This window comes from Listeria sp. ILCC796 (assembly GCF_900186175.1).
Lineage (GTDB): Bacteria > Bacillota > Bacilli > Lactobacillales > Listeriaceae > Listeria > Listeria goaensis.
The window spans coordinates 87781-101565 of the sequence record NZ_FYBV01000003.1; the positions used below are offsets into that span (position 1 = coordinate 87781).

Annotated in this window: 17 protein-coding genes; 12 read left to right on the forward strand and 5 right to left on the reverse strand. The window is 39.4% G+C overall.

Annotated elements, in window-relative coordinates; genetic code table 11:
* The first annotated feature begins 76 nt into the window (after positions 1-76).
* From CFS04_RS05050 to CFS04_RS05070, 6 genes are all read left to right on the forward strand, one after another.
* Complete coding sequence (locus tag CFS04_RS05050) at positions 77-1435, forward strand: SIR2 family protein (protein WP_088809537.1); 1359 nt, start codon at positions 77-79, stop codon at positions 1433-1435.
* Positions 1436-1577: 142 nt separating this feature from the next.
* Positions 1578-1922 carry a 50S ribosomal protein L19 gene (gene rplS / locus CFS04_RS05055; protein ID WP_088809538.1) on the forward strand — a complete coding sequence of 115 codons (345 nt, stop codon included), beginning with the start codon at positions 1578-1580 and terminating at the stop codon, positions 1920-1922.
* Between the two features lie 206 nt (positions 1923-2128).
* Positions 2129-2254 carry a hypothetical protein gene (locus CFS04_RS13095; protein ID WP_255377772.1) on the forward strand — a complete coding sequence of 42 codons (126 nt, stop codon included), beginning with the start codon at positions 2129-2131 and terminating at the stop codon, positions 2252-2254.
* 279 nt (positions 2255-2533) lie between these two features.
* Positions 2534-3112 carry a LysM peptidoglycan-binding domain-containing protein gene (locus tag CFS04_RS05060; RefSeq protein WP_088809539.1) on the forward strand — a complete coding sequence of 193 codons (579 nt, stop codon included), beginning with the start codon at positions 2534-2536 and terminating at the stop codon, positions 3110-3112.
* Between the two features lie 126 nt (positions 3113-3238).
* Entirely contained in the window at positions 3239-3646 is a 408-nt protein-coding gene (locus CFS04_RS05065; RefSeq protein WP_088809540.1) for an arsenate reductase ArsC, read from the forward strand.
* Between the two features lie 110 nt (positions 3647-3756).
* Complete coding sequence (locus CFS04_RS05070; RefSeq protein WP_088809541.1) at positions 3757-4152, forward strand: hypothetical protein; 396 nt, start codon at positions 3757-3759, stop codon at positions 4150-4152.
* Between the two features lie 39 nt (positions 4153-4191).
* On the opposite strand, the gene CFS04_RS12955 is transcribed toward CFS04_RS05070, so the two are convergent.
* The gene (locus CFS04_RS12955; protein ID WP_159457901.1) at positions 4192-4350 is read right to left on the reverse strand and encodes a hypothetical protein; all 159 of its coding nucleotides are present in this window, start codon (positions 4348-4350) and stop codon (positions 4192-4194) included.
* Positions 4351-4479: 129 nt separating this feature from the next.
* Here CFS04_RS12955 and CFS04_RS05075 point away from each other — a divergent pair, with 129 nt between their 5' ends.
* The 5 genes from CFS04_RS05075 (at position 4480) to CFS04_RS05095 (ending at position 8900) form a co-directional block, all read left to right on the forward strand.
* On the forward strand, positions 4480-5046 hold the full coding sequence (locus tag CFS04_RS05075; RefSeq protein ID WP_088809542.1) for a LemA family protein: 567 nt from the start codon (positions 4480-4482) through the stop codon (positions 5044-5046).
* Positions 5047-5073: 27 nt separating this feature from the next.
* A complete protein-coding gene (locus CFS04_RS05080) occupies positions 5074-5904 on the forward strand; it encodes a YgcG family protein (protein WP_088809543.1) in 831 nt (276 codons plus the stop codon).
* 121 nt (positions 5905-6025) lie between these two features.
* Entirely contained in the window at positions 6026-7627 is a 1602-nt protein-coding gene (locus CFS04_RS05085; protein WP_088809544.1) for a copper resistance CopC/CopD family protein, read from the forward strand.
* Positions 7628-7630: 3 nt separating this feature from the next.
* Positions 7631-8230: a YcnI family protein gene (locus CFS04_RS05090; RefSeq protein WP_088809545.1), complete on the forward strand. Its 600-nt coding sequence runs from the start codon at positions 7631-7633 to the stop codon at positions 8228-8230.
* A 22-nt stretch (positions 8231-8252) separates the two neighbouring features.
* A complete protein-coding gene (locus CFS04_RS05095; protein ID WP_088809546.1) occupies positions 8253-8900 on the forward strand; it encodes an MOSC domain-containing protein in 648 nt (215 codons plus the stop codon).
* 285 nt (positions 8901-9185) lie between these two features.
* On the opposite strand, the gene CFS04_RS05100 is transcribed toward CFS04_RS05095, so the two are convergent.
* The 4 genes from CFS04_RS05100 to CFS04_RS05115 all read right to left on the reverse strand — a co-directional run bounded on the left by CFS04_RS05100 (position 9186) and on the right by CFS04_RS05115 (position 12551).
* Entirely contained in the window at positions 9186-9917 is a 732-nt protein-coding gene (locus CFS04_RS05100) for a glucosamine-6-phosphate deaminase (protein ID WP_088809547.1), read from the reverse strand.
* Between the two features lie 63 nt (positions 9918-9980).
* Positions 9981-10691 (reverse strand): potassium channel family protein, encoded by a 711-nt coding sequence (locus CFS04_RS05105; RefSeq protein WP_088809548.1) that lies wholly within the window; start codon positions 10689-10691, stop codon positions 9981-9983.
* A 17-nt stretch (positions 10692-10708) separates the two neighbouring features.
* Positions 10709-11551: a Cof-type HAD-IIB family hydrolase gene (locus CFS04_RS05110; RefSeq protein ID WP_088809549.1), complete on the reverse strand. Its 843-nt coding sequence runs from the start codon at positions 11549-11551 to the stop codon at positions 10709-10711.
* 82 nt (positions 11552-11633) lie between these two features.
* Entirely contained in the window at positions 11634-12551 is a 918-nt protein-coding gene (locus CFS04_RS05115) for a heme A synthase (RefSeq protein ID WP_088809550.1), read from the reverse strand.
* A gap of 272 nt (positions 12552-12823) precedes the next feature.
* Between CFS04_RS05115 and cyoE the strand changes: the two genes are divergently transcribed.
* Positions 12824-13738: a heme o synthase gene (gene cyoE / locus CFS04_RS05120; protein WP_088809551.1), complete on the forward strand. Its 915-nt coding sequence runs from the start codon at positions 12824-12826 to the stop codon at positions 13736-13738.
* Positions 13739-13785: the final 47 nt, after the last annotated feature.

Sequence of the window (13785 nt, forward strand, 5' to 3'; positions counted from 1 at the left end):
AAATGTATATAATTTGAAATCTATACGTTTTAGCATTAAACTGAAAGAAAACGCATACATAGATGGGGGAGACGGGATGAGCAGTATAAAAAGGGAAGAAGTTTTTGAGAAACTATTTAATGCACATAGTTATGGGAACTTGGGTTTGTTTATAGGTGCTGGATTTTCGAAAGCAATGGCTGACGAAGCACTGGGATGGTATGATTTAATTAAAGAAGCAAGTATAGTACACGAATTGCATATGCCTGAGGGAGAAAATTTAATTGGTCTTTCCATGCCAGAACTTGCGACATTATTGTGCAAACAATTGGCGGATAGGAAAAGTTATGATGATTACGCTGAGGCAAAAAATACTTTTAAAGAAGAAATTTGCTTGCTGGCCAATTGGCTCCCAAAAGAAGATAAGATTGAACTTTTAAAAAAATTATTTGATGAAATTAAGCCTTCTTGGATTGTAACGACAAACTATGATTTAGTTCTAGAAACAATTCTAACGGGAAAAAGTAAGAGCTTAGGTCCACTTGATTATCTTTCAGCTCCTAAAGGTATTATTCCTATTTATCATTTACATGGCGTGCGGAATGATCCGGAATCGATTATCATTGTTCAGGAAGATTATGTCCCACTTTTTAGACCAACTGAATATAGACAATCAAAATTAGCAATGACAATACGAGAATCTACAACATTAGTTCTTGGATATGGGCTTGGGGATGTAAATGTATTGTCTGCAGTAGATTGGTCGAAGAATTTATACACAAGAGGAAATGAATATCCCTATGAAATTATTCAAGCTCTTTGGTCAGAAAATCCAAAAGAGCTGCCATATAGAGATGAGATGGGAAATTTAATTATTGAAATTTCGAATATAGAAGAGTTTCTACAAGAATTAGCGGACTATATACAAAAATCTCAAGGTTTGTATCTTCATAAATTAGAAGAGCTACAAGCTGTTGTAGAAAATTTGAATAATAAAGAAGATGAGGAAATTCAAGAATTTATTACTAATCAAGATTTTAGACTACAGCTCTTAGAAATGCTTCCTCAATTTGAGTATCATATGATTTCATCGTATATCGAATTTCTATTAGTTTGCATTAATGAGTTATGGGAGAAAGCTAGAAAACGAAATGCATTTTCCAATTATGATGAATATATCAATATTTTATTGGATATCTTGATTCATTATGACTATCATAAAATGCCACCCAGACTTTTTCAAATATTGGCTGAGGGGCTTAATCGTGTTTTACCGTACGTAGGGGATTATGCTGAGGATAAGGTGAAAGGGACAGCGTATGATGCTACAAAAACATGGTTTACAAGAAAAGATAGCATTCCCAAGGACACAAAAGTTCAACTTATAAGTTATGCTAATAAATATAGACTTCTCTTTCTGAATAGAAAGCTTACAGAAGAGATGGGCGTCTATTAAAAGATAAACTATCAAGAAAAAAACTTTACAGTCAAAGAAGTTTGTGTTAATCTAATTAAGTATCTGGGCTATTCCAGATTTGATAACAATATTCCGCTTCGTTCTTAATACGTATGAATATTTGTATGAAGGAGAGAATAAGATGAATAAACTTATCGAAGAAATTACGAAAGAACAGCTAAAAACTGACAACCCGGATTTCCGTCCTGGTGACACTGTACGTGTTCACGCAAAAGTTGTCGAAGGTACGCGCGAACGTATCCAACTTTTCGAAGGTGTTGTAATTAAACGCCGTGGTTTTGGTATTAGCGAAACTTTCACAGTTCGTAAAATTTCTTATGGCGTTGGTGTTGAACGTACGTATCCAGTACATACACCTCGTATCGCTAAGCTAGAAGTTATTCGTCGCGGTAAAGTTCGTCGTGCGAAACTTTACTACTTGCGTAACTTACGCGGTAAAGCGGCTCGTATTAAAGAAATTCGTTAATTTAAAGGAAGCACCCTTTCAAAAGGGTGCTTTTTTTATTGGATAGAAATGATAAAACTAGAATATTTTTGTGGAAGTAATAAGGAAAATTACGATATGGAACTAGAAATATTCCAAAGTTTGGTGTGTGTGTGAAGAATTTCAAAACATTTATTTTAAGTTAAAAGGAGAAAAGGTGGAACTTTTTTCGTGAGGAGCCTTTATTCATGGCTGAAAAATTACCAATTGTTGTTTTAAATGATGAAGTTATCAAAAAAGGTGGGCTTCTTATTATAGAAGAAATAGAACAAATTTTGGATATAGGGTTGTCGATACAGGGAGAAAATGAATAAGTTTAGCCGTGTTTTTTAATGAAATCAAGCAATTTCACTAATAAATTCAGTAAAAAAATAAATTTTAATGAAGGGATATGTCACTAAACGTCTGAAAATTCAAACTTAGAAGAAGGGCTGTATAGCAGGAAGTTAGATTTTAATTGGTAAAATTTTCCTATTGACGTTTGGTGCCTATGACTTTGTTTTGAAACAAAATGAAATGGAACAGTAGTTGTTTTGAAATGTTGCTATGTTATGATGAATCCCGTAGAAAAATTAAGGAGTTGTTTTTAAGGAATGAAAAAAAATGCATTAGGAATTGCCGTATCATCTTTTGTGATTGGAGCAGTAATTATCGCTGGAGGTCAATTCGTAGACGCTAAACAAATCAATGTAGCAAAGGGAGACACTCTATCCGAAATCGCCAAGAATAACAATACGACTGTCGATCAAATTGCCAAGGATAACAACATTTCGAATATTAATCTTATTTATATAGGTCAAGCGCTTGAAGTTGGAGAAGGTGGAAATGGCGTAGCTACTGCTGCACCTGCACCAGCTGCACAAAGCAAGCAACCGACACAACAACAACCAGCGCAAAAACAAACGCAACCTCGTCAAAGCGCGAGCGCATCAACTGGAAGTTCCACAGAGCAACAAGCGAAAGAATGGATTGCACAAAAAGAATCTGGTGGTAACTACGGTGCAGTAAGTGCAACAGGTAAATATATTGGTCGTTACCAATTAACGAACTCGTACTTAAATGGTGACTATTCTGCTGCCAATCAAGAACGTGTAGCTGAAAACTATGTGAAGAGCCGCTATGGTTCTTGGAGTAATGCGAAAGCACACCACTTGCAAACTGGTTGGTATTAAAACGAAGGATTTTATAATCTTTGAATGACTATGTTTGGCTAGTATGAAAGATAGAGGCACTCTGTTGCCTCTATCTTTTTTTGCTTTAATACTATATAATAAACACGGAGAAATGTTTGGAGGATTATTATGCGGAAAATTGCCTTTATTTGTATTCATAATTCATGTCGCTCTCAGATGGCTGAAGGCTGGGGGAAAGTATTATTAAATGATATAGCAGAGATATATTCAGCAGGAACGGAGAACTATCCAGAAGTAAAACCGTTAGCAGTCGAGGTTATGGGGGAAGCAGGAGTAGATATAGCCGAGCAATATCCTAAATTATTGGCGGATATTCCTGGCGAAATAGATATAGTGATTACAATGGGGTGTGGCGTTTCTTGCCCTAATTTGCCGAGCCGTTATCAGGAAGATTGGGGCTTAGTTGATCCAAGTGGAAGCTCAATTGATAAGTTTAGAGAAACAAGGGACTTGATACAAAAGAAAGTTTCAGAATTACGAACAAGAATACTTGGTGGAGAGTTTGATAAATAAAAAATAGCAGGCTCACCTAGGCCTGTTCTTCTTTTATTGTAATCCGCTATTTAATTATGTTTTATTTTCAGGTATAATGTACTTTAGAATAAACAGAAAGTAGGGCAATTATGATTAATAGAAAAGCAGAATTTATCATGAGTATTATTGGTGCCAGTTTAGCAGCTCTAGGCGTCTTTATTATGGGAGGGTTTAGCATTATAATGCTATTTGCAGCATCGGTTGATCCAGTAGTGACACGTGATGATTTTATTGATATGTCATTTGGTATTGGATTTATTGCACTTAGCCTCTTGCTTGCTATTGCAGCTTGCGTGTTTGGTTTTATCGCTGCCTTTAAATTGAAAAATGGTGTTAGTGTAAAAGGCTGGTCAATCGTTTTAATTGTGATTGGCGGAATCAGTTTCTTTAGTTATGGTTTTGTAACGGGCGTTTTATTCCTTATTTCAGGAATTATGTCGCTAGCAAAACTTTCTAGTGAGAAAAATCAATTTGATTCATTTTAAATTATGAAAAGAGCCCGTGCTGCGTGTCAGCACGGGTTTTCAATCCTCATAAATTTCTATTTTATCCTTAATCGCTTGTTTGGTAAGATTATTTTTTTTCATATAACGAATGGCTCGTTTCACTGTGTAATGATATTCAAATACAAGTGCAATGAGTCCGAGGACGATAATACTCGTTAAAATGAGTGCTTCCTGCATCTAATCACCTCGCTTCACCTTAGTGTAGCACAGAATAAATGTGTTTTACAAAAAATCATGCGAGGGAAGTATGAAAAAATACAGCGTTATTGATATAATGAAAATATCTTATTTAAAAGGAGAAAACGAATGAAAAATACTTGGAAAGTAATTATTGGGATAGCGATTGCTTTGATTGTTTTAGGCGTGCCCTTTATTGCTACATATAATTCTTTAAATAAAAAAGAAAATGAAGTTTCTGCGCAGTGGGCAAACGTAGAAAGTAAGTTGCAACGCCGCTATGATTTAATTCCCAACTTAGTAAATTCAGTGCAAGGCAGCATGAAGCAGGAAAAAGAAGTTTTCGGTCAAATTGCCGAAGCAAGAACTGCTGTGTCTAAAGCTAGTACGCAAAGTGAAGAAATGAATGCGGCTAACCAAATGGACCAAGCTGTCACACGCCTAATTGCAACCGTAGAAAACTACCCAGAACTAAAATCAAGCGAGAATGTGACGCGTTTAATGGACGAGTTAGCTGGAACGGAAAATCGAATTTCAGTTGAACGAGATAAATATAATGATGTCGTCCGTTCCTACAATACGAAAGTGACAAGCGCGCCAACAAGCTTTGTTTCTGGCATGCTAGGCTTTGAAACGAAACCGTATTTTAAAGCTGTAGAAGGGGCGGATAAAGCGCCGGAAGTGAATTTCGACTAACTATAGAGGAAAGGGAGATGACGCGTTTTGAAACGGCTAACCTTTTTTACATTTTTTATTTTATTTCTGGCTGTTGTATTTCTGCCCAATCATGCACAGGCAGTCAAACTTCCTGAACCAACCGAGCAATTTTATGTTACGGATAGCGCGAATATTTTAGATGAAACGACGAAAAATATGATAATGTCGGTGAACTATGCGTATCAAAATCAGATGGAAAAGCCACAAATTGTGGTGGCAACGGTGGATTCATTTGATGGTTTAACCAAAGAAGAATACGCGCATCAACTTTTTAATAAGTGGAAAATTGGTAGTGATTCTCTCGACAATGGCGTTTTGATTTTGCTCTCAACTGGTGAGCGGGAAATTAAAATTGAAGTCGGCTACGGGCTTGAGGGCGCAATTACGGACGGTACGGCGGGTGAAATTTTAGACAATAACCTGACTTACTTAAAGGCGGATGATTATAACACGGGGTTGCGCAATATTTTTTCGGAAGTGGCTTTAAAAGTAAATCAAGAATATAACTATAAAGACGAAACGATTTTTAAGAACTACACTAACGAGATGCAACTGGCAAAAACGAATGGAGAGAAAGGCGCTTCAGGTAAGCTTAGTCCGGGCGTTATTGGCATCATTATTCTTGTAGTTGTTACATTTATTATTATTTCGATGATAAATGGCAGAGGCCCGCGCGGCGGTTCACGAGGTCCGTTTGATAGCGGACGGGGGCGTGGTGGCGGTCCATTTATCGGCGGCGGTTTTGGAGGCGGACGCTCAGGCGGCTCTGGTGGAGGTTTCGGCGGCTTTGGTGGCGGCGGAAGTTCTGGCGGTGGCGGAGCTGGGAGAGGCTTCTAAACGGTTATTTATGAAAGTCACGGTATTATATACTGTGGCTTTTTTGAATGCATATTGCTTTAAATAGAAAAAGAATTCAGGTATCGTAAAATGGAAAGTGATTATGAAAAGGGAGGAAGAAATGGCTGTTAATCGATTTTGGCAAGGGTTCCTGATTTTTTTCTTACTTATCCTTTTTCCGGTAACTCACGTAGATGCCCATGCCTATTTACAAAATTCAACACCGGCAGATGGTAGCAGTGTAGCTAAAATGCCGGCAGAAATTGTTCTTACATATAATGAAACGATCAAATCTGATTTTCCGCTAATTACAGTGACCAACTCGAAAGGGGAGCGAATTTCGACAGGAAAAACGCTTGTGTCTGCGGAGAATGATCATGTTGTTTCGGTGCATGTGGACGGAGAAGAAAAACCAGACGTGTACGCGGCAGAATGGCGTGTCGTTTCGGCGGACGGTCATCCGATTTCAGGTGTTATTTCTTTTAAAGTCGGTAAGACGGACAAAGAACTCCCGAAAACGATTGCTGAAACGCCAAACTCAGAAATAATGAACACCATTTTAAAAGACTTTCTTTATATAAGCTTTAGTATTGTTTTCGGTGTGTTGTTCGTTTTATTCGTTCTTTTCCCGCAGAAAGAAGCATTTCCGCGGCAAATGCTGAAACGAGCAAAAATCCTAACAGTTATTGGAATGGGGATGATGGGCAGCGTGGTAGCGCTTTTCCTACCGGTTCAAGTCAAAACCATGACATTTGGCGCCGCCCTGACGCCCGAACTCATGCGCACATTTTTCGGCACGAGCACTGGGAAACTTTGGCTTACGCAATTCATTTTGTGGCTCATACTCGCTAGTTTGTTTTTCTTTTTGTTTAAAGGAAAAAGCCGGATTTTAATGCCGCTTCTTGCTGCCCTAACTTTGCTTGCCATCTTTATGACCAAAGCACTTAGTGGGCACAGCCAGGCGCAGGCGGACCGAATTGTTGCGACAACCGCTGACTTCTTGCATCTCATTTCGGCGAGCCTTTGGGTAGGCGGCATTATTGCCTTGCTTTTCGTTGTCCCAAAACAAGAAGCCAAAGCAATGTGGAACCGATTTGCGATTTACGCGATGGCTGCGTTTGGTCTGCTCATTTTATCGGGCATTCTCATGTCCGTCATGAATATCGGGCAAATGAAAAACCTCGTCCAAACCGCGTATGGCATCACGCTACTCATCAAAATCGGCCTCGTCATTTTAATGGCGCTAATCGGTTTAGGCCACTACTTCTATTTGAAGAATACGCAAAAACAAATTCCGGTTAAAACGATTCTCATTGAAATGCTACTGGGCTTGCTTATTTTAAGCGCCGCGAGTATTTTATCTGACACGAAAACACCGCCCCCTGCGCCAAGCAAACCTTTCAGTGAGGTGATGGCGGACAAAAATGATCGAGCAAAAATTCGGCTGCAAATTACGCCGGCCAAAGTCGGAGATAACACATTTATAGCTCGTTTTTTAACCAAAGAAGGGGCTGTGCTTGAAGCGTTTCAACAAGTAACATTTAGCGCTAAGCATGCGGGCGGCCGTGCGCATGAGTTTCAGGGCGAGCTCGCGGAAAGCGGCGATTATGTCGCAAGCGGTTTATACTTAAATCAAATTGGAAAATGGGAAATTACGGTGCGCGGTTTAACGGAAAATTTTGAGACGATAGAACAAACATTTACTGTGCAAATAAAGGAGTAAGCGATGAAAAAATGGATTGTAATGTGTAGTGTAGCGATGTTAGTTTGGGGATTTCCTGCTCTTGTGAGCGCCCATGTCAGTGTTTCGCCTAGTGAATCGCAAACGGGAGCGTACGAGACGTATACGATGAAGGTGCCTGTTGAAAAAGAGAGTAACACGACGAAAATTGTACTTAAAATGCCTGCCGGGGCTACGTATGTTTCTTATGAGCCAGTGGCTGGATTTAAAACGACTTTTGATAAATCGAAAAATGTGATAACATGGGAGGCAACAGGCGCGGGCATTTTGCCAGGTCAGTTTATGCGTTTTAGTTTCATCGCGAGCAACCCGGAAAAAGCCGCTCAACTTAATTGGGATGCTTTTCAATACTATGCGGACGGGTCGATAGTGGAATGGACGGGGGATGCGAATTCGGATACGCCGCATGCGGTTACGACGGTGAATAGATCGAGCGTTCCGCAGACGGACGCGCACGGAAATACCACGAGCAAAGAGCAGGACGAAAAAAATGAATTCTCTGCTTGGCTCATTTACACGACACTTGGAATTAGCCTTTTAGCCATTATTGTTAGTTTGTTTGCTTTACTTCGGAAGAAAAAATAATACAAAATGGAGTGTGCTAGAAATGAGAAAAGTACATCATGTCGCGATTGGGAAACCTAAGGAACTGGCGTTTTCGAGCAAGTCGAAAATGATGACAGGAATTGAAAAAACAAGTGTGTTAGAAGCCCAGCTCACATTTCAAGGATTTGTTGGCGATGGACCGTTTAACATGAAGCATCACGGCGGCCCTGACCGTACGGTATGTGTGTTTCCAGTTGAACATTATGCGTATTTTGAGGAGAAATTTCAAAAGAAGTTACCAAAAAGCGCATTTGGCGAAAATTTAATGGTTTCTGGCATGCTTGAAAAAGATGTTGCGATTGGCGATATTTTCCAAATTGGTGAAGCGGTCATTCAGGTGACAGAGGCGCGTAACCCGTGTTCCACCATTGGAAAATATAATCATATGCCTGAACTCTATAAAGAAGTGCAGCAAACCGGCTTTACAGGCTACTTGTGCCGCACGATTCAGGAAGGGAAGATTCAGCAATTGGACGAAGTGATTTTGCTCGAAGCGGACGCGCACCAAGTTACGGTTGCTTATTGTCACGAGATGGTTTTACATAAAAAAGGAGCAAAAGCTGATTTCGAAAGGATTGCCGCCGTCAAAGCTTTGTCCGAACGCTACTATGAGTCCTTGCAGAAAAAGTTGCAAAACTCAAGTAGGTGACATCGCCAAACTTGATCGAACATAGAGGGGCTTTAAATCTACCGACTTATAATGATCTAGTTGATGCTGTTCAACTAGATGTAGATGAATATGTGAGTGTTAATACGAAGGCAATAATTGATTATATTCTTGAATAAAGTAACTGAACTTAAAAGATTCTTTAATTTGAAGCTGTAGTGAGTAGACCACATCATTTTTAGATAATGTAAAGGTTGATTTTTCAATAATAAAACAGGAGAGAAAATCTTTTTTGATTTTCTCTCCTGTTTTAGATTCATCAAGAATTTATTGTTCCTCCACATCTAACTCCATAGCCGCTTCCGCATCTAAAATTACGGTTAAATTCGGATGCATCTGAAGAATGGAAGCGGGGACAGTGCTGTCGACCAGGCCAAAAAAGGCTTTTTTGATGATGCTTGCTTTTTTTCGTCCATTTGCAAACAAAACAATTGATTTGGCTGCCATTACGCTTTTTGGCCCCATCGTTACGTAAACGTCAGGACATTTGGATTCGTCGCCGCCAACTTCTGCAATTAAGATGTCGCGCATTTCAGGAATAGAGTCTGTTCGCACGAGTGTTGTTTCATCTGCGAAGGTTGTTGTTCCCGGAAGGTTGCCACAAAAGTGCCCATCTTCACCAATACCGAGCAAAATTAAATCTAAGCCGCCGTCTGCTTGAATACGAGCATCTTGATTTTGATAGTTTTCAGTATCTAAAACGTGAATGTTTCGTTCCGAAATCTTTGCCGGATGAAAGAAAAGGCGATTTAAATTTGTCATCGTCACACCAAAACCGCTTTCGCCAGCATAAGGAATTTCGTCAAAGTTATAAAAATGAACATTTTCCAAATAAGGACGCTCTTTTACCTCTGCTACTAAATACTCATACATTTTGACTGGCGTGTTTCCGGCCGTAATGGCTAAATTCACCCGATTTACTTGATACATTTTTCCAAGTAAAATATTCGCTGCAACTCTGCTCATCGACGCATAATCTTTTTCTACAATTAGTTTCATTAAATAGCTCCTCCTTTTTTGTTCTACAAGAAGTATACATTCTGTAATGCATTTCAGAGCAAGCTATTTTTTCTTTTTCATATCAAGATAACTTTCCAAAACAGCAATTTCCTTTTCATCAAGCTCTTCCACTTGGTCGATTGCTTTCGTAATATGCGAGATTTTTTCAGAACTGGTGGAAATTTTTCGTTGCTTACTCGCGTAGCTCATAATCGTACTAGTAATCATACCGATAAAACCGATACCGACAAGCATCATAATACTGGCTAAAATGCGCCCAATTGGTGTAATGGGAATGATGTCGCCGTAACCAACAGTTGTAGCGGTCACAATTGCCCACCAGATTGCATCGGGGTAGTCGTGGATATCTGGCTCAATCAGTACCATTGGAAGTGGAATGAAAATAACAAGTAGTAAGAAAATTAAAATGAAGCGATTCAGACCGTTTGTTTTTAAAAAATTAAAAAGAGGTGTTAAATAGCGATTTCCCATTGCGGTAAGGCGTAAAATATGGAATAGGCTCACGATTCGTGCTGCCCGAAAACCGCCGTATAATGGGATAATGGCAATTAGTTGGAACGGGTGTGTTTTAATGTAGCGTTTTTTGTCCTCTGCCCGAACAAGGCGGGAAAAATAGTCTAATGTGAAGATTCCCCAAATCACCCAATTTAAAAGGATTGTCCAAAAATTATGATAGGGAAGTAACGCAAGGGATAATATAACAAGTAAAAGCATGAATAATTCGTATATAAGTGTCCTTTTTGATATTTTCATAATCATCATCCTTTCATTCAAGTGAGACCGTGTTGCTTAAAGAAATTTGCAATGCCATCTTCATCTGGCGTACCTGTGACAAAATCGGCAATATTTTTTAATTCTTGTTTTGCATTTCCCATTGCAACACCGTAATTTACAAATTGGAGCATCTCAAAATCATTCATACCGTCCCCAATTGCAATTGTCTGTGCAGGGCTCGCATTGAGATGTGTCAGTAAGTAGCGAATTGCGACTTCTTTATTAATACCACGTAAAACAATTTCGCCGCTATTTTCTCCAAAAAGTGGAACAGTAGTATGTAAAATTGTAAATTTATCTTGATATGTATTTTTAACTTTTTCAAAAGGCACGTGTTCGCTCATAAATGAAATTTTGTTTACCGTAGTCAGTTCAGAAACGGGCTTTTCAGGTAAAAGTAAGTCAAAAAAGAAACTCAATTCGCTGGCGCGTTTTTGGTATTCGGCGTCCGTTTTGTTTAGCCCTTTAAAAATTTGTTTGCGAATTTCTGGAATGCATGTGTCACTTGCAAAAAGGCCGTCGTTTGATTCCAAATAGTAGCCGATACCTTCTTTTTTGAAAAAGCGAACGATGCTTGAAAGATCTGCTAAATCGAATTTTTTATGCAGAAGGAGCTTGCCTTGCTCTTCAATGTAGCCGCCGCCTGCGCCGATAAAGCCATCAAATTCAATATTTTTAATTTCGTCCGTGATTTCCGCTTTGGATCTGCCAGTGCATAAATAAACTTTATGCCCGTTTTGTCGTGCTTTATGAATGGCCACCCCAGCGGACTCGGGAACGCGGCCATAATCGTTACAAAGTGTACCATCAACATCAATGAAAATAATTTGTTGGTTCATGTCAAACTCCTTCAATGTTCTATTCTCACTTAGCTATCATAGCATATGTTGAACAAAAAAAACGAGCCTGAAAGGGCTCGTTTTAACGAATACGTAAACGATTTTTTTTGCTCCGCGCACCGAGCATACATAAGTAGCAGAAGAGCGCGAATAAAATGGTAATGATTAAACTGTGGAATAGTGCCACATAAAGATTAACCTCGGTGTAAACAGACAGGATACCTGTGAGCGCCTGAAGTGCTACGAGAATAACAGCGAGGACCATGCCATAGGTGAGCACGCGGTAATGTCTGTAATCACGGAAAACAAGCCATGTCACATAGAAAATCCAAACGACTAAAATGAAAGCGGCAATGCGGTGCCCATATTGCACATAATCTTGAATGGAATCTGGCCAAATGAATGTCCCGTCTTGGAATGGCCAAACTGGAACGGCGAGACTTGCGCGCTCATGTCGAACCAGTGCGCCGGTATAGACAGCTAAGTATGTATAGATGGTTAAAAAGTAAAGATTAAATCGTAGTTTCGTGCCCATCACTAAATTTCTGGCATCAAATTTGCGGTCAAACTCAAATATAAGTAGCGCCAGTAAAATGATTGCCGCATAACAGATAATGGAAATGCCAAAATGTAACGCCATGATGTATGGATTTTGGCCCCACATGACGGCGGCAGCACCCATGAAAGCTTGTAAAATTAAAAATAAAACAGCGATAATAGCGAGTGGTTTTGTTTCGCGGCGATCTTTAATTGTTCGCCAAGCGAGTATGGCCAACACAATAACAAAAATGGAAGCGAGTCCCGTTGTCATTCGGTGCGCGACTTCAATTAGTTTTTCCGTTGTAACGTCTGTCAGGCGAACGAGTTGTCCGTTGCAAAGTGGCCAAGTGTTTCCACAACCATCTGCTGAACCCGTTTTGGTCACCAAAGCCCCACCAAAAACAACAAATGTCATGAAAATAATCGTCAAGACGGACCAAATTTTAAGAAACTTATTCATGATTTCTTATTCTCTCCTTTTAGATGAATCTGTCATCAAACGTGCTTTTACACATTAATTTTATTGTAGCGAATTTTAAAACAGAAGTAAAGAATTCGTTATTTGGCGCTGTTTCACAAACTAAAACGAAATCTTTGCTAACAAATTCACATAATGCTTGCTTGGAATTAGTTTTATCCAGCCGAGTTTTGTGAAGCCGATTGATTGACAAAGCATGTCCTAATTTCACATAATAGACGTAGAGTGATTTACGCGTTTAAGGGGGAGAGATTTTGAACAGAATAGAGAATACTGGCGAGTTAAAAACAGGAGTTGCCAGTAAATTTACGGTTCGGGATTTCACGGAACTGGTTAAAATAGGAATCGTTAATTCCAATACAATTACAGCATTTACAGGAATGTGGCTTGCATTCCAGTTAAATGGTATTTCATTTATGCAAAATCTTGATGTGATGTTCTTTACGATTATTGGTTCTGCGCTCATCGTCGCCGCATCGGGCGCTTTTAATAACGTTATTGACCGTGATATCGACGGTAAAATGGAGCGAACGAAAAGCCGACCAACGATGACAGGGAAAATTTCGGGGAAAAAAGCACTCGTTTTAGCTTCTGTGCTGCTAATCATTGGTGTAGCGATGCTCTTTATGACAACTTGGCAGGCTGGTGTGCTTGGCATACTAGGCGTGTTTTTATACGTTGTGGTGTATTCCATGTACGCAAAACGAAATTTAGTTAGCAACACGGTTATCGGTAGCTTTTCAGGCGCTGTCCCGCCACTAATTGGGTGGTTTGCAGTTGACCCGACGTTTAGTTTAATCCCAGTGATGTTGTTTCTTGTGATGTTTTGCTGGCAACCACCGCATTTTTATGCGATTGCGATTAAGCGAAAAGAAGAATACCGCGCTGCTGGGATCCCTATGTTGCCTGTTGTAAAAGGCATCGAGCGGACGAGAAAAAGCATGGTCTTTTGGGTGCTACTTTTAAGTGTCTTACCATTTTTTATGACCGAACTCGGCATCGTATATGTTATTTTAGCAACCGCACTTAATATTGGCTGGCTCGTTTTAAGCTTTTACGGCTTCAAAATGAAAGACAGCCTAAAATGGTCCCGCCTAATGTTCGTCTACTCACTAAACTACATGACCATTCTATTTGTCTCCATGATTGTAATTTCAATTTTCTTATAGGGGATGTCATCAGTCTGATTGTGCGTGGTACGTTTTGTTTGGCTTAA